The sequence below is a fragment of the Hyphomicrobium sp. genome (assembly GCF_019744875.1).
Classification (GTDB): Bacteria; Pseudomonadota; Alphaproteobacteria; order Rhizobiales; family Hyphomicrobiaceae; genus Hyphomicrobium_C.
Genome location: NZ_JAIETU010000005.1, coordinates 426,338 through 446,797, shown reverse-complemented (window position 1 = coordinate 446,797; position 20,460 = coordinate 426,338). Strand labels below are relative to the sequence as shown.

General features: G+C 66.3%; 18 protein-coding genes and 1 pseudogene. 10 read left to right on the top strand and 9 right to left on the bottom strand.

The genetic code is table 11. The features are described from left to right. Positions 1-2: 2 nt before the first annotated feature. Complete coding sequence (locus K2Y42_RS12065) at positions 3-2,153, top strand: EAL domain-containing protein (protein ID WP_291152702.1); 2,151 nt, start codon at positions 3-5, stop codon at positions 2,151-2,153. 87 nt (positions 2,154-2,240) lie between these two features. Here K2Y42_RS12065 and K2Y42_RS12060 read toward each other — a convergent pair whose 3' ends face one another. From K2Y42_RS12060 to K2Y42_RS12025, 8 genes are all read right to left on the bottom strand, one after another. Then, positions 2,241-2,780 (bottom strand): TIGR00645 family protein, encoded by a 540-nt coding sequence (locus K2Y42_RS12060; protein WP_291152700.1) that lies wholly within the window; start codon positions 2,778-2,780, stop codon positions 2,241-2,243. A gap of 104 nt (positions 2,781-2,884) precedes the next feature. Further along, the gene (locus K2Y42_RS12055) at positions 2,885-3,898 is read right to left on the bottom strand and encodes a murein L,D-transpeptidase family protein (RefSeq protein ID WP_291152697.1); all 1,014 of its coding nucleotides are present in this window, start codon (positions 3,896-3,898) and stop codon (positions 2,885-2,887) included. 166 nt (positions 3,899-4,064) lie between these two features. Next, a complete protein-coding gene (locus K2Y42_RS12050) occupies positions 4,065-4,955 on the bottom strand; it encodes a murein L,D-transpeptidase family protein (RefSeq protein ID WP_291152695.1) in 891 nt (296 codons plus the stop codon). A 7-nt stretch (positions 4,956-4,962) separates the two neighbouring features. Next, on the bottom strand, positions 4,963-5,967 hold the full coding sequence (locus tag K2Y42_RS12045) for a murein L,D-transpeptidase family protein (RefSeq protein ID WP_291152692.1): 1,005 nt from the start codon (positions 5,965-5,967) through the stop codon (positions 4,963-4,965). 229 nt (positions 5,968-6,196) lie between these two features. Further along, the gene (locus tag K2Y42_RS12040; protein ID WP_291154033.1) at positions 6,197-7,153 is read right to left on the bottom strand and encodes an acetyl-CoA carboxylase carboxyltransferase subunit alpha; all 957 of its coding nucleotides are present in this window, start codon (positions 7,151-7,153) and stop codon (positions 6,197-6,199) included. 249 nt (positions 7,154-7,402) lie between these two features. After that, a complete protein-coding gene (locus K2Y42_RS12035) occupies positions 7,403-8,350 on the bottom strand; it encodes a site-specific tyrosine recombinase XerD (RefSeq protein ID WP_291152690.1) in 948 nt (315 codons plus the stop codon). A gap of 13 nt (positions 8,351-8,363) precedes the next feature. After that, positions 8,364-10,055 (bottom strand): hypothetical protein, encoded by a 1,692-nt coding sequence (locus K2Y42_RS12030; protein WP_291152687.1) that lies wholly within the window; start codon positions 10,053-10,055, stop codon positions 8,364-8,366. Between the two features lie 93 nt (positions 10,056-10,148). Further along, positions 10,149-10,463, bottom strand: a complete 315-nt coding sequence (locus K2Y42_RS12025; RefSeq protein WP_291152684.1) for a hypothetical protein — start codon at positions 10,461-10,463, stop codon at positions 10,149-10,151. A 42-nt stretch (positions 10,464-10,505) separates the two neighbouring features. Between K2Y42_RS12025 and K2Y42_RS12020 the strand changes: the two genes are divergently transcribed. The 4 genes and pseudogenes from K2Y42_RS12020 to K2Y42_RS12005 all read left to right on the top strand — a co-directional run bounded on the left by K2Y42_RS12020 (position 10,506) and on the right by K2Y42_RS12005 (position 14,932). Further along, complete coding sequence (locus tag K2Y42_RS12020) at positions 10,506-11,132, top strand: shikimate kinase (protein ID WP_291152682.1); 627 nt, start codon at positions 10,506-10,508, stop codon at positions 11,130-11,132. A gap of 46 nt (positions 11,133-11,178) precedes the next feature. Then, entirely contained in the window at positions 11,179-12,330 is a 1,152-nt protein-coding gene (gene aroB, locus K2Y42_RS12015) for a 3-dehydroquinate synthase (protein ID WP_291152680.1), read from the top strand. A gap of 2 nt (positions 12,331-12,332) precedes the next feature. After that, positions 12,333-13,695 (top strand): annotated as a pseudogene (locus K2Y42_RS12010) (hemolysin family protein). A gap of 76 nt (positions 13,696-13,771) precedes the next feature. Continuing rightward, on the top strand, positions 13,772-14,932 hold the full coding sequence (locus K2Y42_RS12005; RefSeq protein ID WP_291152677.1) for an NAD(P)/FAD-dependent oxidoreductase: 1,161 nt from the start codon (positions 13,772-13,774) through the stop codon (positions 14,930-14,932). Here the strand turns inward: K2Y42_RS12005 and K2Y42_RS12000 are convergent. Continuing rightward, positions 14,905-15,180 (bottom strand): BolA family protein, encoded by a 276-nt coding sequence (locus K2Y42_RS12000; protein WP_291152674.1) that lies wholly within the window; start codon positions 15,178-15,180, stop codon positions 14,905-14,907. The genes K2Y42_RS12005 and K2Y42_RS12000 overlap by 28 nt on opposite strands. Before the next feature lie 99 nt (positions 15,181-15,279). Between K2Y42_RS12000 and K2Y42_RS11995 the strand changes: the two genes are divergently transcribed. The 5 genes from K2Y42_RS11995 (at position 15,280) to K2Y42_RS11975 (ending at position 20,458) form a co-directional block, all read left to right on the top strand. Further along, positions 15,280-15,909, top strand: a complete 630-nt coding sequence (locus K2Y42_RS11995; protein ID WP_291154031.1) for a J domain-containing protein — start codon at positions 15,280-15,282, stop codon at positions 15,907-15,909. A gap of 155 nt (positions 15,910-16,064) precedes the next feature. Further along, on the top strand, positions 16,065-17,063 hold the full coding sequence (cobS, locus tag K2Y42_RS11990; RefSeq protein WP_291152672.1) for a cobaltochelatase subunit CobS: 999 nt from the start codon (positions 16,065-16,067) through the stop codon (positions 17,061-17,063). 10 nt (positions 17,064-17,073) lie between these two features. Next, the gene (locus tag K2Y42_RS11985; protein WP_291152670.1) at positions 17,074-17,406 is read left to right on the top strand and encodes a hypothetical protein; all 333 of its coding nucleotides are present in this window, start codon (positions 17,074-17,076) and stop codon (positions 17,404-17,406) included. Beyond that, positions 17,403-19,298: a cobaltochelatase subunit CobT gene (gene cobT / locus K2Y42_RS11980; RefSeq protein ID WP_291152668.1), complete on the top strand. Its 1,896-nt coding sequence runs from the start codon at positions 17,403-17,405 to the stop codon at positions 19,296-19,298. Before K2Y42_RS11985 ends, cobT begins: the two co-directional genes overlap by 4 nt. Positions 19,299-19,342: 44 nt before the next feature. Next, positions 19,343-20,458, top strand: coding sequence for an esterase-like activity of phytase family protein (locus K2Y42_RS11975; RefSeq protein WP_291152665.1), 1,116 nt, complete (start codon positions 19,343-19,345; stop codon positions 20,456-20,458). The last annotated feature ends 2 nt before the right edge of the window (positions 20,459-20,460 follow it).

Genomic DNA, 20,460 nt, shown 5'->3' with positions numbered 1-20,460 from the left:
CTTTGCGGGCAGCGCTCAAGGTGCTGAGCGGCGACGTCGCCACGCGCCACGGCGCGGATGCGGCGGCGCAGATCTCGGAGCTCGAAGGCGCGCTCGAAACAGCCCGCACCGCGGTCAAAGCGGCGCGCACGGCGAATGCGCGACTTCGCGAGGCGTTGGAAATTCTGCCCCAGGGCATCGTGTTTCTCGACGGCGAGGGCCGCTACGTTCTGTGGAACGAGCAGTATTCAAGGATCTATCATCGCTCGGCCGACCTCTTCAAAGTCGGCGTGCGCCTTGCAGACACGCTGCGCATCGGCGTCGAGCGCGGCGACTATCCCTCCGCGTCGGGCCGTGAAGAGGAATGGATTGCCGACCGCCTCAAGCAGATGATGGCCCCGGCCGGACGCCAGGAGCAGTGGCTTGCGGACGGACGCTGCATTCTGATCGATGAGCGTCGCACCGCGGACGGCGGCGTCGTGGGCCTGCGCGTCGACATCACCGAACTGAAAGAGCGCGAAGCGTCCTTCCGCCTGCTGTTCGAAGCCAATCCCGTACCCATGTACGTCGTTTCGCAGGCCGGCAAGCAAATTCTGTCCGCCAACGCGTCCGCGCGCGAGCACTACGGCTATTCCGCCGAGGAGCTGATCGGCCGGCCCGTGCAATGCCTGCATGCCGTGGAAGGTCATGCCCACGTCGACGAGCTTTACAGTCCCGCGCCCGGTTCCCTGCGCGATCGGTACTGGTCGCATCTGAAGCGCGACGGCACCAAGATCGAGGTCGCCATCTTCTCGCAAGCAATCGTGCACGAGCGCGTTCCCGCCGTGCTCGTCGCCGCCGTCGATATCACGGAGCGCCGCCGCGCCGAGGCGCAGGTGGCCTATCTCGCCGATCACGATGCCCTGACCGGCATCGCCAATCGCGCCCGCCACCTCGACCACGCCGCGGAGCTGATCGCGTCTATCGCGCGCGATGGCGGTATCGGCGCGTCGCTCTGCATCGGCCTCGACAACTTCAAGGCCGTCAACGAAACGATGGGGCAGGCCGCCGGAGACCTTCTCCTCCAGGCCGTCGCCCGCCGCATCAGCAAGACGCTGCGCCAGAACTCGAAGGCCGCCCGCCTCGGCGGCGACGAGTTCGGCATCATCATGGCCGGCGCAAACGACATCGAAGACGTCAGCGCGCTCGCCAAGCGTCTCATCGAGGTGATCGGACGGCCGTACATGATCAACGGCCAGCCCGTAGTCACCGGCTGCAGCATCGGCATTGCCGTTGCTCCCGGCGACGCAAGCGAGGCCGACCAGCTCATGAAAAACGCGAGCCTGGCGCTGTCGCAGGTCAAGCAGCGCGGCAAGGGATCCTACCGCTACTTCGAAGCTGACATGGACGCGCGCGCCCAGGCGCGCCGCAAGCTGGAGCAGGATCTTCGCCTCGCCGTCGAGATGGGAACGCTCGACGTGCACTATCAGCCGCTCGTCTCTCTCGCGAACGGCCATACCGTGGCGGCGGAAGCGCTCGTGCGCTGGACGCATCCCGAGCGGGGGCCGATCTCGCCGGCCGAGTTCATTCCGATCGCCGAGGAGGCCGGCTTGATCGCGCGTCTCGGCGATGCCGTGCTTCGCCGCGCGTGCCGTGACGCGATGGCATGGCCCGAGCACATGCGCGTGGCCGTCAACATCTCGCCGGTTCAGTTTCGCGGTGGCGACATCTGCGCGATGGTTCGCGACGCGCTCGCGACGAGCGGGCTTGCGCCGGAACGCCTTGAGCTGGAAATCACGGAATCGCTGTTCCTCGACCGGTCGAGCGCCGTGCTCGAGACGCTGGACGCCCTGCGCCGCCTCGGCACGCGTATCGCCATGGACGATTTCGGCACCGGCTATTCCTCGCTCGGCTACCTGTGCAGCTTCCCCTTCGACAAGATCAAGATCGACCGGTCCTTCGTGAGCGGCATCTGCGGCAATGTCGAGAAGCAGGCGGTGGTTCGCGCCATCGTCGGCCTGGGCGATACGCTGGGCAAGACCATTACCGCCGAGGGGATCGAGACCGACGCGGAACTCTCATGCCTGCGCCATATCGGCTGCGAGCAGGGCCAGGGGTTCCTGTTCAGCAAGGCGCGCCCACAGGAAGAGATGCTTGCGTTCCTGAACAAACAGAAGCGCAAGCGCGTCGCCTGACGCGGCGGAAGCCCGCGCCAGGCGGGCTTCCGATACAGGGCGATTGGCGCCCGGAAATGCGCGCCGCGTGCGGCCGTGGGCGCGCGGCTAGTGATCCGATTTTCCGCCGCTCGTGCCGTGGCCCGCGATGCGGTCCGAAAGCGCCAGCAGAACGCCCGACACCACGAACACGACGTGGATCAGCACCAGCCAGAAGATGTCGCGGTCAGAGACCGTGTTGAGCGACATGAACTGCTTGAGAAGCTGGATTGCCGAGATGGCGACGATGGACGAGAGCAGCTTGAGCTTGAGGCCGGAGAAGTCGATGGTGCCCATCCACTCCGGCCAATCGCGATGTCCGCTGTGGTCGATCTTCGACACGAAATTCTCGTAGCCCGAGAAGATGACGATGACGAGCAGTGAGCCGGTCAGAGTCATGTCCACCAGCGCCAGCACGCCGAGAATGACCTCGCTCTCGGTGGAGGTGAACGCGTGCGCCGCGATGTGGACCAGCTCCGCCATGAACTTGATCAGCAGCACGACGAGCGACAGCGCGAGCCCGAGATAGAACGGAGCCAGGATCCACCGGCTCGCGAAAATCAACGTCTCAAGGGCCTTTTCGACTGGGTTGGAGGCTGGGTCCCGCATCGGATCTCTCTCGTTTACCGGCTGATCGGAGATGAGGGTGTAGACATGCGCGGCCCGCGCCGCAAGCCGCGCAAATGCGCGCTACGGAGGGAGAGGGGCGTCGCTCAGCGCGGCTTTGCGGTCTCGGCGCCGGGCGGCATCGCGGCCTCGGCGTGCGTCTTTTCCGCCGTCGTAACTGGGGGCGGGTCCGGGCAGCCCACATGCAGCGCGCCGAGCATCATGCCGCTGCGCGATTTCCCGCGCCCGCGTCGATCCTCGGTGTCGCGCTCTGCGGAGAGAGACTTCGGTCGCGCATCCTCGACGACATAGGCGCCCTTGCAGACGCTGATGCGGGGCGGCCGTCCCGTGCGCTCGAATGACGTATAGCCGGTCTGCAGCATCGACCAGAACCCGTGCCACGGACTGTCGGAGCGGGCCGCGAGCGCCGCGTCGGTCATGCGGAACGGAAACACGTGCACCGGCACGTAGCGCTGCCCGCCCTGGATCGCGGCCGTCGCGAGCCCGTGGATCTCGCTCATGACCGTATTGGTCATGGCGAAGCAACCGACGGATGAGCAGCCGCCGTGCATCAGGATATAGGAGCCGTCGCGGTCGAGCGCGCGGTCGTAGGCATTCGGAAACCCGAGATTGATGGCGCGCGGCCAGCGCCCGAGGCGGCGAAGCTGCTTCTGCGACACCGAGTAAAACCCTTCCGGCGTCTGCTTGTCGCCTTCCCGGAGCTTGGGCCCGAGCGTGCCCGACCAATGGCAGATCGGATACGTGGCGAACAGCACGAAGCGGTCGCCTTTCTCGATCCAGATTTCGAGTTCGCTCGTCTCCTTGAAGATGCGCAGCAGGATCGGCGAGCCGGATTTGACGCCCGCCGCTTCAAGCCGCTCTTTGAAGAGCGCGGTATCCGGTGTTTTGGGAAGCGGCGTGCGTCCGTCGGTAAAGGCGCGCTGGCGCTCGATCCGGTCCGCTGCGACATCCTTGAGCTCGATTGAAATCGCGTGAGCGTCGCCAGCGCCGAGGCCAAGCGCACCCGCGACCAGTCCGGCGCCAACCGCCAGCCCGGCCGCACAGCGCCGGCCCACAGTCGCAGCCGCAAAAACCCACGAGCGTGGCTTAGAGCCCGCCATCTCTCACCCTGTCGAGAAAAACACGCCACGAGATCGAACCACGCGCCGGGGCGCCGCGAAATGATAGCTGCATTTTATCGATAATTCAGTCTCGCGCGGGGCAGTCCCGCGTGAAAATGAGCGCCGTGTGGAAAACGTGCCGCGCGTTAACGATGCGGCCGGGCGCTTATGGCGCGGTGGCAGGGGCCGCCGGCGCGACCGTCTGGCAGCCCGCCTCGATGACGGAGCTGCCGTCATATCCCTCGGCGCCGGGCGCGAAGGCGTAGCTCTTGCCGCAAACGCTGACCTTGGGCGGGGTCTGGCTCGCCTCGAAAAGGTCGTAGCCGGGCTTGAGGCTGGTCCAGAACGCGTGCTGTGGCGAGCCCTTATGCCGGCTGAGGTTCGTCTCGGTCAGACGGAACGGGTACACCTGAACCTGGAAGCGGGATTGCTTGCCCCCGAGCGCGGCCGTCACGAGGCGCCAGATTTCATCGATGACGGGGTTCGTCATGGCATAGCAGCCGATCGAGCCGCAGCCGCCGTGCACCATCAGGAACGATCCTGTGCGCCCCAATGAGCGATCGAACGCGTTCGGGAACCCGAGGTTGAAGGATCGGTGCCAGGCGCTGTTCGGATTGAGAGCGGTTTTGTCGACCGTATAGAAGCCCTCGGGCGCCTGCCGGTCGCCGGTTTTGATCTTGGGGCCCAACTCGCCCGACCATTTGCAGATCGGATAGGTCGCAAAGCGGTGGAAGCGGCCGTCCCGCATCATCCAAAGCTCGAGCTCGAACTCACGCTTGAAGATGCGCATCAGGATCGGATCGCCAGCGGCCACGCCATGCGCCGCGAGGCGGCCGTTGAGATTGCCGAGATCCGGCGTGCCCGGCAGCGGAATGCCGAACCGCGAGAACGTGACACGCCAGTATCGCTGGAGCCCGATCCAGTCGCGCTCGGCCTCCACAGGGCGCGCGACGGCATAGATGCCCGCCAGAATGGGAACAGCGATCAGCAGCAAGAGGATCAGGCGCAAGCCCGCCGAGAAGGCGCTGGCTGCAAAAGACCTGGGAGCCTTGCTCACGTCTGCACTAGGGATTGTAGCCGAGCGCCGAGGCGCCGGGGAACGTCATGCCGGACGCGCGCGTATCAGGCAGCCCGCCGGTCTCGCCGAAGCCAAAGGCCTGCGAATTCGCGGCCTGCGAGTTTGCAAAGACCTCTTGCGCCCGCGTCGTCGTCACGGCGACTTCGGTTGCGTCACGTGTCTTGGGGCCCGGCGCCGTGATGCGCTCGGTGGCGAGCGTCCCGTCCGACGCGCGCGGCGAGAACGGCTGCAGTTGCGGCCGCAGGAACGTGGGGCAGCGCCCGAGCGGATCGATGCGCTGCTGGGCGGTCATCACGGCATTCACGACGTAGCGCTTTTCGCACACGGCCACGGCGGGCGGCACGCGGTTGATCTCGAAGAAGTCGTAGCCCTGCTTAAGCGTCGACCAGAACGTGTACCACTTGTGCTTCTTGAAGCGATCGAGCTTCTCCGCCGTCATGCGGAACGGGAACGCGTGCACCTGGAAGCTGGTCTGCCCGCTGCGGAATGCGTCCCGCGCGAGCGCGTAGATCTCCTCCGCCAGCGCATCCGTCATGGCGTAGCAGCCGGCGGACTTGCACTTGCCGTGCACCATGAGCGCCTCGCCCGTGCGCCCAAGCGCGCGGTCGTAGGCGTTCGGATAGCCGAGGTTGAAAGCCAGATAGAACTTCGAGTTCGGGTTCATCTGCGTTTCAGAGATCGAATAGAAGCCCTCGGGCGCCTGCATGTCGCCCTGCGCCTGCTTGGGCCCCAGCTCGCCGGACCAATTGCAGATCGGGTAGGTCTTGAAGTGATAGAAGCGCCCGTCGTCGCGCATCTTCCAGACTTCGAGCTCGGACTCTTCCTTGAAGATCCGCACGAAGATGGGTGCGCTCGTGCTCATACCCTTCTTGCCGAGCAGAGAGACGGTTTCGGGAGCCAGAGGCTGTTCGGAGGGGGGTAGGATTTCGGGCATCGCACCGCACGCGGCCAGCACGCCGCCCACGAGCCCGGCGCAGAGCGCGAGCTTCAAGCGAGAGACGATCCTGTCAGCGAGGATGTTTAGACGCACACGCGTTCCCCCTGGCGCATACGAACGACCATCTGCCCGAAACCGTAAAGATTCCATTAACGTTACGGATTTCCCAATATTTTCAGTGCGAGGGCGCGAATGTCAAGCGTGCCTGCGGAATGCGGCGTCGTTACGGCCACCAAGCTGTGGAGGCCGGGTGACAGGTCTTTTCTGTGGCCCTGAGGCGCGTCTACAACTGACGCCCGATGTCGAGGAAGCGGTCGTGCCGCAACCGCCTGATCTCGACTGGAGATTTGTCGTCGAACTCGGCCAGCGCCTTGGCGATGGCGTCTCCGGCCGTCTGGATGGCCAGCGTGCGGTCACGGTGGGCGCCGCCGACCGGCTCACGGATGATGACGTCGATCACGCCGAGCGTGTCGAGGTCCTGCGCCGTGATCTTCATGTTCGTTGCCGCGTCGATGGCCTTGGCGGAATCGCGCCACAGGATCGAGGCCGCCGCTTCCGGCGAGGCCACGGTGTAGATCGAGTGCTCGAGCATCAGGATCCGGTTGGCCGATGCGATCGCGACCGCGCCGCCCGATCCGCCCTCGCCGATGATGACGGCGATGATCGGCACGCCGATTGCGAGGCATTTGTCGGTCGAGCGCGCGATGGCCTCGGCCTGCCCGCGCTCCTCGGCGCCGATGCCGGGATAGGCGCCCGCCGTATCGACCAGCGTGATCACCGGAAGCCCGAACTTGTCGGCCATTTCCATGAGGCGCACGGCTTTGCGATAGCCTTCGGGACGCGCCATGCCGAAGTTGTGGCGGATGCGCCCTTCCGTGTCGGAGCCTTTTTCGTGCCCGATAACGACGACGGAGCGCCCGCGGAAGCGGCCGAGACCACCCATCACCGCTTCGTCCTCGGCGAAGTAGCGGTCGCCTGCGAGCGGCGTGAAGTCCTCGATCAGCTCCTTGATGTAGTCGAAGAAGTGCGGCCGGTCCGGATGGCGCGCCACCTGCGTCTTCTGCCACGGCGTCAGCTTGCCGTAGGTGTCGACGAGCGCCGCCTTGGCCTTCTGCTCGAGCTTCTTGATTTCCTCGGAGATCGACACGCCTTCGCCGCCCTCGAGCCCCTTGAGCTCGGACACCTTGCTCTCGAGCTCGGCGATGGGCTTCTCGAAATCGAGATACGTTCTAACGGCGATCGGGCGATCAGACTTCGTGGGTTCCAAGGATAGGCCTCATCCTGCCGCGGGACTAAGTTCGGTCGGAATTATTGGAAAGTCGGGGCACGTTGACCCTCCCGCCGATTTTCTGTCAACCCCCGCCCGTTTCTTCGTAAACGGCGCGGCCTACCGCCGCCCTCAGGACCGCGGGGAGCCGATCGCAGAAAACCGGTCAGTTTCAGCCCGAAAGCACGGCGAATGAGCGCCCGGGCGCCCCGGATCGGCCGGTCAGGTCCCGTCTTTCGCCAGTGGGTGATGCTCGGTCACGAGCCGCCTGAGGCGTTCTTCGAGCACATGCGTGTAGATCTCGGTCGTCGAGATGTCGGCATGCCCGAGCAGGCTCTGCACGGTCCTGAGGTCCGCGCCCCGGTCCAGGAGGTGGCTCGCGAACGCATGCCGCAGCACGTGCGGCGAGACGCGGTCGGCGTCGATGTCGGCCGCCGCGGCGGTCTCCTTGAGATCCTGCGCGAACCGTTGGCGCGTGAGATGGCCTTCCTCGGCGCGCGAGGGAAAGAGGTAGCGGGTCGCGACCGTCGCCGCCACGCCGTCCTCCGGATGCGAGCCGAGGGCCAGATAGCGGTCGAGCGCGACACGGGCTTTCGTGTTGAGCGGCACGAGGCGCTCGCGCCCGCCCTTGCCGCGAATGGTGAGCAGCCGCGGATCGCCCTTCAGCACACTTCGAGGCAGCGACACCAGCTCGGACACGCGCAAGCCCGTCGCATACAGCATCTCGAGCAGGCAATGGTGGCGCACGGCACGCACGAGGTCGCGCCCGCTCAGGCCGTCCGCCGCCCGGGCCGCCGCGTCGATGAGACGGTCCACCTCGTCGACGGAGAGCGTTTTGGGAAGCGGGCGTCCCTTGCCCGGCCCGGCGATGCCGTCCGCCGGGCTTTCGCGCACGATGCCGTCCGCTTCGAGAAACCTGTAGAGCTGGCGCACCGCCGAGAGCCGCCGCCCGCGGGACGCCGGCTTGAGACCGGCCACCGATAGTTCTGAGAGATAGCGTGACACGTCGGCCTTCCCAGCCGCGGTTAGCGCGATGCCCGCTCGGGCGAGGAACGCGAGATAGTCGGCAAGATCGCGCCCGTAGGCTTCGAGCGTGTTGGCCGCCGCGCCGCGCTCAGCCGCCATCATTTCGAGAAACGCCGTGATGTGACGCTGGTCGTCGCCGCTCATGGGAGGAGCGCCGTCATTGGCTGACCGCGCGCGGCCAGGCGGCGAACAGCCCTTCGACCGCGAGTTGCCGCGCTTCCGCTTCGAGGCCCGCGCGCTTCAGCGCACGCAGCGAGTCTCCGAATGCGATCAGGTGCGCGCCTTCCGCGCCCTGGGGCCCGATGGCGCGCATCACGAGCAGCACCGTTCGCCCGAACTCCTTCTTGCGCGATGCCTCAGCCAATTCAGACAGCACGCCCGTGTCCGGCAGATGCCCGCCCGCCGGTTGCGGCACGCGGCTGGCCTGGTCCCAAAGCGCCATCGGCACCGCGAGGTCGAGTGCATCGAGCGCCGTCGTCAGGCGATGCAGCAGCCCCGCGTCGAACCGGCCGCCGAGCGTCATGGCTTCGACAGCCGCGAGCCCGCCGCCGCGATCCGTGCCCGCCGAAGGATCGGCGAGGTCGGCCAGCACGATCCAGTGCGCCAACGGCTGCGACGCGGCAGGGTTCAGACTGTCCGCCGAACCGCTGAAGCTCGCCCACCGGCGCGCCGCGTCGAAATTGCCGGACGCGATCGCGACCTCGATGGCCGTCTCGGCGAACCACCCGATCTCGGGCACGGGTTCGAGCGCCTGGGTGGGATCGGCCATCAGTTGCAAGGCCGGCCAGTAGAGGCCGACGCGACGGGACTCGTCGAGAAACGCACGGATGAGACGCGCCTTTTTGAGGGGCGTTTTCTCACTCTCCGCAGAAGCAAGGAGACGGGCGCGTTCGATGGTGCCTGCGTCGCCCCCCGCGCCTGGCGCGCGATAGAGCGCCAGCAGCGCCTGGGGCGTGAGGATGTGAAGCTGGGTCGCGGCCTCGCCGGCTGCAAGGCGCACATCCGGGGCGGTGCGTGGATCGTGCGCGAGCGCGGCCAGCAGCGCCGGTGACGCCGCGCCGATCAGGCGGTCGCGGTCGAAGCCGCCCTTCACCGAGCCGATCCGGTAGTCGAGCGGCGAAAGCTTGACGCCCGTTGGAATAGACGGCGCGACACCCGCCGCCGCCGCATCGAGCAGATCCGCCCCGGGCGAGGCCGAGAGGTCGAGGTCGCGCAACAGGCTCGCCTGCAAAGCGGCCCCGTCTGCGTCTCCGCGCTGAAGCGCGCAATAGCCGTTGATCAGGAGGGCGTCGGCCTGGACCGGTTTCGGCAGCGCCGAACGGACCGCAAGCAGCCCCTTGCCGATTTCGCATCCCCGTTCGGCGTTGCCGAGGCCGATCTCGCTGCGCGCCGAGAGCGCCATGTGGAGCGGGTCCTTTTCTGCGGACGCATCCCGCGCCAGCACGGCGGCCGCTTCCTCGATCAGGCCCGATTGGTCGAGTGCTTCCACGCGCAGCGCCGTGAAGCGGGCGGGGCTTGCGCCCGGCGACGCGACATCCGACGCGATCAGCCGCCGCCACAGCCCGTTCAACGTGCGCGAGCGCGGCGGCAGGTCGAGCTGCGCGATGCTCTCGGCGAGCTTGTCGGGCGAGAGACCGCTCCAAAGCTCGTAAGGTAGTCCCGAGCCGTCCGGCGAAATGACAGGGTCGAGCTCTTCGCGGATCACGCCGCGCTGGGCTTCCTCGGACGCGGCGGGAGGGGCAAGATCTTCGGAGGTGAACGTGGAGCCGCCGGCATTTGCGGCACTGGCGAGCAGCCCCGTTCCCCCCGCGCTCAGCGCCAGCAGGGATAGTCCGTAGACCACGCTCATGACTGAAATGCGCCGCCGCGCGCGCATCCGGCCAGAAAGCCTCATGCTCTTACAGGGCTCGCGGCGCGGACTGGGGCGCATGGAGGGCTCACGTCACGGCTTGCGAATTTTGACGCCCGGAACGACCTTAACCACCTCGTGCCGCTGCGGCTCGAACTGGTTGGCAAGGATATACAATCCCGCCGACACCAGCGCCACCAGCGAGCCGGTGGAGATGAGGAAGCGGAAAAGGCTGGGCATAGAGGACATGTCCCCGGTCGGTGCGTCGGCGAAAGCGCCAGTATGTCGGCAAAGTGCCAGTATGTCGGCAAAGTGCCAGTATGTCGGCAAAGTGAATGTGTCGGCAAAGCCAAAGGCGGCGACGCAAACGTCGATAGATCCGCAGCAAGAGAGAACATTGCGCCGCATTTTTGGCAACCGGCCAAACTTGAAGTAAAGAGTGCGCGGACAATGGACCTGCGCCGCGACGCGGCGAAGCGGCCGGAAGACAGATACGCGATGGACCACGAAAAGGATACGATCGAAACGGTGCGCCGGGCGCTCGGCCGGAGGTCGCTCGTGCTGGTCGGGCTGATGGGTTGCGGAAAGTCGTCCATCGGCAAGCGGCTGGCCGTCCGCCTCGGTCTCCCGTTCGTCGACGCGGACGAGGAAATCGAGCGCGTCGCTCAGAAGTCGATCACGGAAATCTTCAACGACCACGGCGAGGCGTTCTTCCGCGACCGCGAGGCGAAGGTGATCTCCCGATTGCTCTCGGCCGGGCCCCAGGTTCTGGCCACTGGGGGTGGAGCATTCATGATGGCTGACACGCGCGCCAAAATTCGCGATGCGGGGCTGTCGATCTGGCTGCGTGCGGAGTTGCACGTGCTCTTGCGCCGGGTCGGCAAGCGCGACACCCGCCCCCTCCTCAAGGGGGATGCCGAGGGCGTGATGCGCAACCTGATGGCCGCACGCTATCCGGTTTATGCCGAGGCCGACATTACGGTGGAAAGCCGGGACGTGCCGCACGACACCATTGTGTCAGAGATCATCGCGGCGGTGGCGAACCACCCCTCGTTGGCGCAATCCCCTTCGATCTGATAGCTGTGGGTGCCGCAGAGATTGTAGCTGAGAAGATGACAGCCCGATGCCGACCCTAGCCCACTCCCTGGCCGCAACGACGCGCGCGAGCCGGACCGTCAACGTCCCGCTCGGCGACCGCGCTTACGACGTCCTGATCGGGCCGGATCTGCTGGCCGAGGCGGGCCGGCTCATCGCGGGCCGTCTGGGCAAGGCGCGCTGCGGCATTGTCACGGATGAAAACGTGGCGAGCCACCATCTGGCCGCGCTCGAAGCGAGCCTGCGCGCCGAAGGCCGCCACAAGGGGTCCATCGTGCTGAAGCCGGGCGAGCCCACCAAGAGCTTCCGCGAGCTGGCGCCGCTGTGCGAGCGCCTGTTGGAGCTAGGCCTTGAGCGCGGCGATCTCGTCGTCGCGTTCGGCGGCGGCGTGATTGGCGATCTGGCGGGCTTCGCCGCTGGCGTCCTGCGCCGCGGCGTACGCTTCGTTCAGATCCCGACCTCCCTGCTGGCTCAGGTCGACAGCTCCGTCGGCGGCAAGACCGGCATCAACACGCCCCAGGGCAAGAACTTGATCGGCGTGTTCCATCAGCCGTCGCTGGTGATCGCAGATACGGATGTGCTGAAGACGCTTCCCCCCCGCGAGATGCGCGCGGGCTACGCCGAAGTCGTGAAGTACGGCCTGCTCGGCGACGCGAGCTTCTTCGGCTGGCTGGAGCAGGCGCACGACGGCATCTTCTCCTACGACCAGGAAACGCTGGTGACAGCCATCGAGACGAGTGTGAAGGCGAAAGCCGCCATCGTCGCGCGCGACGAGCACGAGACCGGCGACCGCGCGCTTTTGAACCTCGGCCATACGTTCGGCCATGCGCTCGAAGCCTGGACCGGCTATTCGGACCGCCTCCTTCACGGCGAGGGCGTGGCGATCGGCATGTGCCTGGCGTTCCGCTTCTCCGAAAGCCTCGGCCTCTGCCCAGCTGGAACGGCCGAACGCGTCACCCGGCACATCGAGGCGGTCGGGCTCCCGACGAAAATCGCAGACATCCCTGGCGGCAAGGCCAACGCAGAGGACCTCGTGCGGCTCATGGGCCAGGACAAGAAGGTCAAGGACGGCCGGCTGACGTTCATTCTCGTGCGCAACATCGGCGAGGCGTTCGTCTCGCGCGACATCGACGAGGCAACCGTGCGCGCATTCCTCGAGCGTGAGATCGCAGCGGCATAGCGATGACTTCGATTACATCTCAAATTCTGATCGCGGTTTTTCTGCTGCTCGCCAACGCGTTCTATGTCGCGGCCGAGTTCGCGCTGGTGAAGAGCCGCGGCTTTCGCGTCAAGGCGATGATCGAGCGCCGCGAGACGGGCGCTGCGCTCGTGCTCGATATCATGAACAACATCGAGCCCTATCTGGCCTGCTGCCAGCTCGGCATCACGATGGCCTCGCTCGGGCTTGGCTGGGTCGGCGAACCTGTGGTCTCCGCGATTCTCAAGCCGCTGCTGGAGCCGCTCGGCCTGTCGGAGCGGGTGCTGCATTTCACGTCCTTCGTCACCGGCTTCCTCGTGTTCTCGTCGCTGCACATCGTCGTCGGCGAGCAGGTGCCGAAGACTTTGGCGATACGTCAGCCCGAGCCGGTCTCGCGATGGATCGCCTATCCGCTGCATATTTCCTATTGGCTGTTCTATCCCCTCAACTGGCTGCTGAACGGAGCGTCGCGCGCCATTCTCGCAGCGCTGGGTGTGCAGGAATCCGCCCAGCACGAAGTGCTCTCCGGAGCCGAGATCGAGGGATTGGTCGGCGAATCCGCCGAGCACGGCAAGATCGCGAGCGGCGAAGCCGAGTACATCCAGAACGTCTTCCGCTTCGGCGAGATGCAGGTGGCCGACATCATGGTCCATCGCACCAAGATGGAAACGTTCGATGCCACCGAAAGCCCGCAGGTGATTATCGACGAGGTGCTGCGCTCCCAGTATACGCGCGTGCCGGTCTGGAAGGACGAGCCGGAAAACATCGTCGGCCTGCTCAACACGAAGGATCTGCTCGGCGCCCTCGCGCGCTAACTGGGATGTCTCCAAGCTCGACATCATGAGCATCGCCGCCGAGCCCTGGTTCGTGCCCGACACGACCACCCTGAAGGACCAGCTCCAGCAGTTCCTGAAGCGCAACGCCCAGATGGCGATGGTCGTGGACGAGTATGGCGAGGTGCAGGGCCTCGTCACGCTCGAAGACATTCTGGAAGAGATTGTCGGCCAGATCTCGGACGAGCACGACACCGCCGACCTGCAGATCCGCCCGCAGGCCGACGGCACGATCAACGTCGACGGCACCGTGCCGATCCGCGATCTCAACCGCTCGATGGACTGGGACCTGCCGGACGACGAAGCGACCACGATCGCCGGGCTCGTGGTGCACGAAGCCCAGATGATCCCGGAGCCCGGACAGGTGTTCACGTTCCATGGCTACCGCATGGAGATCCTGCGCCGAAGCCGCAACAAGATCGCCGCCGTTCGCATCAAGCGGTTGGGCCAGCAGGACGCGGCTCCCGCCAAATCCGCCGACCGCGCAATGGCGGTCGCGACGCCGCGTAAATGATCGCGCATCCCTCTCGATAGCGTGAGGACGCCACAATCCCGCGGCACACTTCGCCCGCTTGGAAGCGGAGAGTTGGATGCAGGAAACGGTCCGTCCCTATGATCTCGTCATCGTCGGCGCGTCCTTCGCGGGGCTTGTCGCGGCACGCACGGCGGCCATGCGCGGCCTTTCCGTAGCGGTGCTCGACGCAAAGCCCGAAGCCGGCCATCGCGTCGCCACCACGGGCATCCTCGTCAAGGAAGCGGCCGACGAGATCGACATTCCTCATGCGCTCACGCGCCGCGTGCATGGTGTGCGGCTCTACGCGCCGAACCACCGGTCCATCGATCTGTTCGCGCCCGGCTATTTCTTCCTGACGACCGACACGGCGAACGTGCTGCGCTGGCTGGCGAGTGAGGCGATGCGCGCGGGCGCAAAAATTCTCTATCGCGCGCGCTTCGAAGGTGCCTCGCGCGATGGCGGCGTGTTTCGCTTCCACGGCCTCAACATCGCGGCCCGCTACATCCTCGGCGCGGACGGCGCCAGGTCGGCCGTCGCGCGCGCCTTCGGTCTCGGGCGCAACACGCGCTTTCTGACCGGCATCGAGGTGGAATACGAAGGCCTGTCCCGCGCAGACCCGCGCTTCCTCCACTGCTTCCTGGATTCGAAACTCGCCCCCGGCTATCTGGGCTGGGTCGCGCCCGGCCCCTCCGTAACGCAGGCGGGTCTCGCGGTCGGCCCCGGCCGCCGGCCGGATCTCAAGCGCTTCCTGGCCGCGACCGAGCCGATCTTCGGCTATGCGGAAGCGCGCGCCGTCGAGCGCCGGTCGGGCCGCATTCCCGCGGGCGGCCTCGTCTCGCCCTGGTCAGCCGACGGCGTAATGCTCGTCGGCGACGCGGCCGGGCAGGTCTCGCCCGCTACCGGCGGCGGCATCAAGCTCGCCTTCGAGCTGGGCCGGCGGTCTGCGCAGCTCATTGCCGATCATCTGCAGGATATGGGCGCGCCTCCCCCGGTCGCTCTGGCGTCCGAGCTTCCCGCCTTCACCGCCAAGAAGCTGATGCGCGCGGCGCTCGACATGGCCCCGCCAAATCCGCTCATCGATCTCGCGCTGACGCTGCCGCCGATGCGCTGGCTGGCCCAGCATGTCTATTTCCACAGGCGCGGCGGCAAGGGCCTGAGTTTTGCGGAATTCGAGGCCAGGATGCGCGAGGGCGCGGACGAGACGTCGTCCTATCCCAAGCTTTCGCCGGGCGCATAAGTCGACAGCGCGAGTGCGTGGATGCGCCCGGACAGTTCGTCCGCGATCGCCTCGTTGACGAGGCGATGGCGGCCGACGCGCGAAACTCCCGCGAAACGAGGTGACACGATGAGAATCCGGAAATGGCTCTCGCCGGTGTTCGGCGACGAGCGATGGCCCGCGTGCAGCTCGCTTTCGTTCACAATGTCGAGACGAGTAGGTTCGAGGGCCACCATGAGCTTTTCGCGCAAGCGCGCTTCCGCTGACATAGAGCATCCTTTCATTGAGAGGCGGACGGATCGAGATGTGGCAATGGCGTTGCCGCGTTCGTCTTGTGCGACGGTGTCGAGCGGATCATAATCCAAGCCATGAAACTCAATTCGAAATACTTCGATTCGATCCGCGTCGGCCCGAAACGCGCGGCTGAAGAGAAGTCCAAGCAACAGTACCCCACCTGCCAGTGGAAGGGGTGTGATCGCCCGGCTCCGCACCGCGCGCCGATGGGCCGTGGCCGCGACGGCGAGTACTTCGCGTTCTGCGTCGACCATGTGCGCGAATACAATGCCGCCTACAACTATTTTGACGGCATGAGCGATGCCGAGGTGAGCGATTTCCAGAAGGACGCCATCACCGGCCACCGCCCGACCTGGAAGGTGGGCGCGAACTCGTGGGCGCACGGCACCAGCGAAGGCGCCCCCACCGGCGGCAAGGCCCGGGGCGGCGGCGACCAGGACCCGCACGGCCTGTTTACCGAGCGCCCGCGCAAGGGTCGCGAGGAGCCCGTCGAGCGCCGCCGGGTGCTGAAGCCGATCGAGCGCAAGTCCCTCGATGCGCTACATCTGACCGAGACCGCGACGAAGGCCGAAATCAAGGCTCGGTTCAAGGAGTTGGTTAAGCGGCACCATCCGGACGCGAATGGCGGGGACACGCGGTCTGCGGACACGTTGCGTGAAATTATCCAAGCCTATAACTATCTCAAGAAGGCGGGACTCGTCTGAGCCCTTCCGACGGCGAGCGCGGCAGCTTGCTGCGCCGGATCGGACCTCCGCCAGAACCTCCCCGGGCCTCTTTGCCGTTGGCGAAGACTAGAGCGCCCTGAACCAGCCCGTCCGAACCAAGTCTCGGATGCCTCAATTGCCGATTTAGGGTCTCAATGCGCGCGCAAACCAGCACTGCCCCGGCCTCCTCCGGCCTCCCCGACATGAAGCTCTCGGTTCGTCAGGTGTTCGGGATCGACTCCGATCTCGAAGTGCCGGCCTATTCCAAGGCGGACGACCACGTGCCGGATCTCGATCCGGACTATCTCTTCAACCGGGAGGTCACGCTCGCGATCCTGGCAGGCTTCAAATACAACCGCCGCGTCATGATCCAGGGCTATCACGGCACCGGCAAATCGACCCACATCGAGCAGGTCGCGGCGCGCCTCAACTGGCCGTGCATCCGCGTCAACCTCGACAGCCACGTTTCGCGCATCGATCTCGTCGGCAAGGACGCGATCGTCCTCAAGGATGGCAAGCAGGTCACGGAATTCCGCGAGGGCATTCTGCCGTTCGCGCTGCAGTCCAACACCGCGCTCGTGTTCGACGAGTACGACGCCGGCCGCCCGGACGTGATGTTCGTCATCCAGCGCGTGCTGGAGGTCTCGGGCCGCCTGACCCTGCTCGACCAGTCGAAGGTCATTCGCCCGCATCAGGCCTTCCGCCTGTTCGCCACCACCAACACCATCGGCCTCGGCGACACGTCCGGCCTTTATCACGGCACGCAGCAGATCAATCAGGGCCAGATGGACCGCTGGTCCATCGTCGCCACGCTGAACTATCTGCCGCACGACGACGAGGCACGCATCGTGCTGTCGAAGGTGAAGTCGTGGAACAAGACGGACGCCAAGCGCAAGCAGGTGTCGAGCATGGTGCGTGTGGCCGACCTCACGCGCCAGGCCTTCATCAACGGCGACCTCTCCACCGTCATGAGCCCGCGCACCGTCATGACGTGGGCGGAGAACGCGGAGATCTTCAACGACATCGGCTTCGCCTTCCGCCTCACCTTCCTGAACAAGTGCGATGAGCTCGAACGCCCCCTCGTGGCGGAGTTCTACCAGCGCTCGTTCGGAGAAGAGTTGCCGGAGAGCGCAGCCAACGTCGCGCTCGGCTGAGGCGAGAAGCGTGGGTTCCGCCGTCATGGATGAGGATCGCGAGCGTCGCGAGGCATTGGTCGCCGCCGGCTACACCGGCCGGCGCGGTGCGATCCTGTTCGCGGCCCTGCTGACGGTTGTCGGCGCCGCATTCGGATCGGTGGTCTTCGCCATTCTGCTCCTCGTCCTCGTGCCGGGAAGCTCCGAAACCTGGAGTTCGATCGCAGGCGGTCTCTCCGGAGCAATGGCCGGTCTCGGCCTCGCCCTCCTCAAAGTCCGCCAGGGCAACCTCGAAGCGCGCGAGCTGGTGGAGGACGCGGAATGGAAGCGCGTTCTCCGGCGCGAGCGCGGCAAGTCGCTATGACGCAAAATCAGAAACGCAAGGAAGCCCCGTCCGAGCCGCTGAAGCGCGTGCTCGGCCTCGCCGTGCGCGCCATTGCCGGCGACGGCGAGATCGAAGTCACCTACGGCGGCGGCAAGCCCGCGCTCGAAGGCAAGGTCGTGCGCCTCGCCGAGCCGTCGCGCGTGCCGACTGCGGGTGAAATCGCGGTGCTGCGCGGTTGGGCCGACAGCCTCGCGCTCACGGCCGCCTGCCATGACGAGGCCGTGCACCGGAAGCTGGCCCCGCCCGCCGGTCCCGCCCGCGAGGTGTTCGAGGCCATGGAGCGCGCCCGCGTCGAAGCGCTGGGCTCCAATCGCATGAGCGGCATGGCCGACAACCTCACCGCCAAGTGCGAGGATGAATACGCCCACGGCCGTTTCGATCGCATCACGGATCGCGCCGACGCGCCGATCGGCAATGCCCTCGCCCTTCTCGTGCGCGAGCGCCTGACGGGCCAGGCGCCGCCCGACACCGCGCGCGCCCTCGTCGACATCTGGCGTCCCCACATCGAGCAGTGCGGCGAGCAGGTGTTCCGCCGCATGAAGGACACGGCCGAAAACCAGGAAGCGTTCGGCCGCCTGATCCGAGATCTCTTGCAGTCGCTCGACCTCGCCGAAAATCTGGCTGAGGGCCATTCGGAAGAAACCGAGGAGACGACCGAGGAAGAGCCGCTGGGCGGCGAGGCCGAGGCCGAGAGCGAAGACGACGGCGCCGAGGGCGGCGAGCAGGACCAGGAGCAGGATGAGCAGGAAGGTGACGCCGGTGAATCGACCAGCGCCGCCGAGCTTCCCGACCCCGACGATTTCGAGAGCGACGACGGAGATCCCGAAGCGATCGAAGCCACCGAGCCGTGGCGTCCCAACACCTCGGTGCTCGATGATCCCGAGAACTTTGGCTACAAGGTCTACACGCGCGCCCACGACGAGGAGGTCGGCGCCGAGCAGATCTCTACGCCCGAAGAATTGGAGCGGCTGCGCACCTTCCTTGATAAGGAGCTGAAGGCGCTTTCGAGCGTTGTCGCGCGTCTCGCCAATCGCCTGCAACGCCGCCTGCTTGCCCAGCAGAACCGCGCCTGGGATTTCGACCTGGAAGAGGGCGCGCTCGACGCCGCGCGCCTGACGCGCATCATCACCGATCCCATGCACGCGCTCTCGTTCAAGCGCGAGCGCGACACCGATTTCCGCGACACCGTCGTCACGCTGCTGCTCGACAACTCGGGATCGATGCGCGGCCGCCCCATCATGGTTGCGGCCTGCTGCGCCGATATTCTCGCGCGCACGCTGGAGCGCTGCGGCGTCAAGGTCGAGATCCTGGGCTTCACCACCCGCGCCTGGAAGGGCGGGCAGGCGCGCGAGGATTGGCTCGCCGCCGGCAAGCCCGGCTCACCCGGCCGCCTCAACGATCTGCGCCACATCATCTACAAGACGGCCGACGCGCCCTGGCGCCGCGCCAAGCGCTCGCTCGCACTCATGATGCGCGAAGGTCTCTTGAAGGAAAACATCGACGGCGAAGCTCTCGCCTGGGCCTATCAGCGGCTGATGGCGCGCCCGGAGCAGCGCCGCATCCTGATGATGATCTCGGACGGCGCGCCGGTGGACGATTCCACGCTGTCGGTGAACTCCGGCAGCTACCTCGAGCAGCATCTGCGCAAGGTCATCGAGGAGATCGAGACGCGCTCTCCCGTGGAGCTCATCGCCATCGGCATCGGCCACGACGTCACCCGCTACTACGCGCGCGCGGTGACGATTTCGGACCCCGGCGAGCTTGCTGGCGCGATGACCGACAAGCTCGTCGAGCTGTTTGAGGAAGAACCGAAGGTTCAGCCCGGCGCAGGCCGCCGCCGGCCGCGCCGCGCCAACGCGAAAGCGCCTTAAGTCTGGGCCACATTCTATCCTCCTGGGTCTGCGATGGGATGCTGATGGACCGCCTGAAGCCGGTGCGCACACGCCGCATAGCGAACGTTGTGACGGCGGCAGCCATGCTCGTCGCATCGCCGGTCGCGGCACAATGGAAGCCCGACACCACGACGATCTCGCCTCACGCGATCGAGATCAATGCCCGCCCGATCGCGACCTTCGCGAAGAACGGCACGCCGTTCGTCAACGCGCGTCTCGATTGGCGCGGCGGCCTGGTGCTGACGTCGCCCTCGAAAAACTTCGGCGGCTGGTCCGGACTTGCGCTCTCTCGCGACGGCAAGAGCCTGGTGTCCGTATCGGATGCTGGTCTCTGGATGACGGCCGAGGTCGACTACGACGCCGAGCGCCTCAAGGGTTTGCGTTCGGCGCGCATCGGCGCGCTCAAGGCCATCAAGGGCAAGCCGCTCACCCGCGCGCGCGACCGGGACGCCGAAGCGATTGCCATCGCCAGCGGATCGCCAGCCAAGGGCACGGCCTACATCGCCTTCGAGCAGCACGACCGCATCGGCGTGTTCGACATCTCGCCGAAGGGCATCGGCCCGCCGAAGTCCTATCTGACGCTGCCGGCAGAGGCGTCACGCATGCGCATGGATGGCTTCGAAAGCCTCACCGTGCTGGCGGGAGGACCGCGCAAGGGCGCGCTCGTCGGGTTCGCTGAAAATCCGTTGCGCGGCGAGAAGCTGCATCGCGGCTGGATCTGGATCGGCGGCGTGCCGCGCGGATTTACCGTCGCGGGCCTCGGGGGCTTCAGCATCACCGATGCCGCAAGCCTGTCCGACGGCAGGGTGGTGCTGGTCGAGCGCCGCTTCCGCTGGCTCGAAGGGCTGCGCATCCGGCTGCGCCTTCTGCCGGCCGACGCCATCAAGCCCGGCGCGACCGCGACGGGAGACGTGCTGCTCGAAGCCGACACGTCTCAGGAAATCGACAATCTCGAAGGCCTGGCCGTCAGCGAGACCGAGGCCGGGGAAACCATCCTGACGCTGATCTCGGACGACAACTTCAACCGGTTCCTGCAACGCACGGTGCTGCTGCAGTTCGCGCTCACCGAAACGAAAACGGCGCGGGCTCCAGAAGAGGCCGCGCCGTCGGAAACTGAGGCCAAGAAGCCGAAGCCGTGAAG

Coding starts and splice junctions, on each gene's coding strand:
- K2Y42_RS12020 (WP_291152682.1), top strand. CDS start 10,506: ATGGACCTGCGCCGCGACGCGGCGAAGCGGCCGGAAGACAGATACGCG.
- K2Y42_RS12060 (WP_291152700.1), bottom strand. CDS start 2,780: ATGCGGGACCCAGCCTCCAACCCAGTCGAAAAGGCCCTTGAGACGTTG.
- K2Y42_RS12005 (WP_291152677.1), top strand. CDS start 13,772: ATGCAGGAAACGGTCCGTCCCTATGATCTCGTCATCGTCGGCGCGTCC.
- aroB (WP_291152680.1), top strand. CDS start 11,179: ATGCCGACCCTAGCCCACTCCCTGGCCGCAACGACGCGCGCGAGCCGG.
- K2Y42_RS11995 (WP_291154031.1), top strand. CDS start 15,280: ATGAAACTCAATTCGAAATACTTCGATTCGATCCGCGTCGGCCCGAAA.
- K2Y42_RS12055 (WP_291152697.1), bottom strand. CDS start 3,898: ATGGCGGGCTCTAAGCCACGCTCGTGGGTTTTTGCGGCTGCGACTGTG.
- K2Y42_RS12000 (WP_291152674.1), bottom strand. CDS start 15,180: ATGTCAGCGGAAGCGCGCTTGCGCGAAAAGCTCATGGTGGCCCTCGAA.
- K2Y42_RS11975 (WP_291152665.1), top strand. CDS start 19,343: ATGGACCGCCTGAAGCCGGTGCGCACACGCCGCATAGCGAACGTTGTG.
- K2Y42_RS12025 (WP_291152684.1), bottom strand. CDS start 10,463: ATGCGGCGCAATGTTCTCTCTTGCTGCGGATCTATCGACGTTTGCGTC.
- K2Y42_RS12030 (WP_291152687.1), bottom strand. CDS start 10,055: ATGAGCGTGGTCTACGGACTATCCCTGCTGGCGCTGAGCGCGGGGGGA.
- cobS (WP_291152672.1), top strand. CDS start 16,065: ATGCGCGCGCAAACCAGCACTGCCCCGGCCTCCTCCGGCCTCCCCGAC.
- K2Y42_RS12035 (WP_291152690.1), bottom strand. CDS start 8,350: ATGAGCGGCGACGACCAGCGTCACATCACGGCGTTTCTCGAAATGATG.
- cobT (WP_291152668.1), top strand. CDS start 17,403: ATGACGCAAAATCAGAAACGCAAGGAAGCCCCGTCCGAGCCGCTGAAG.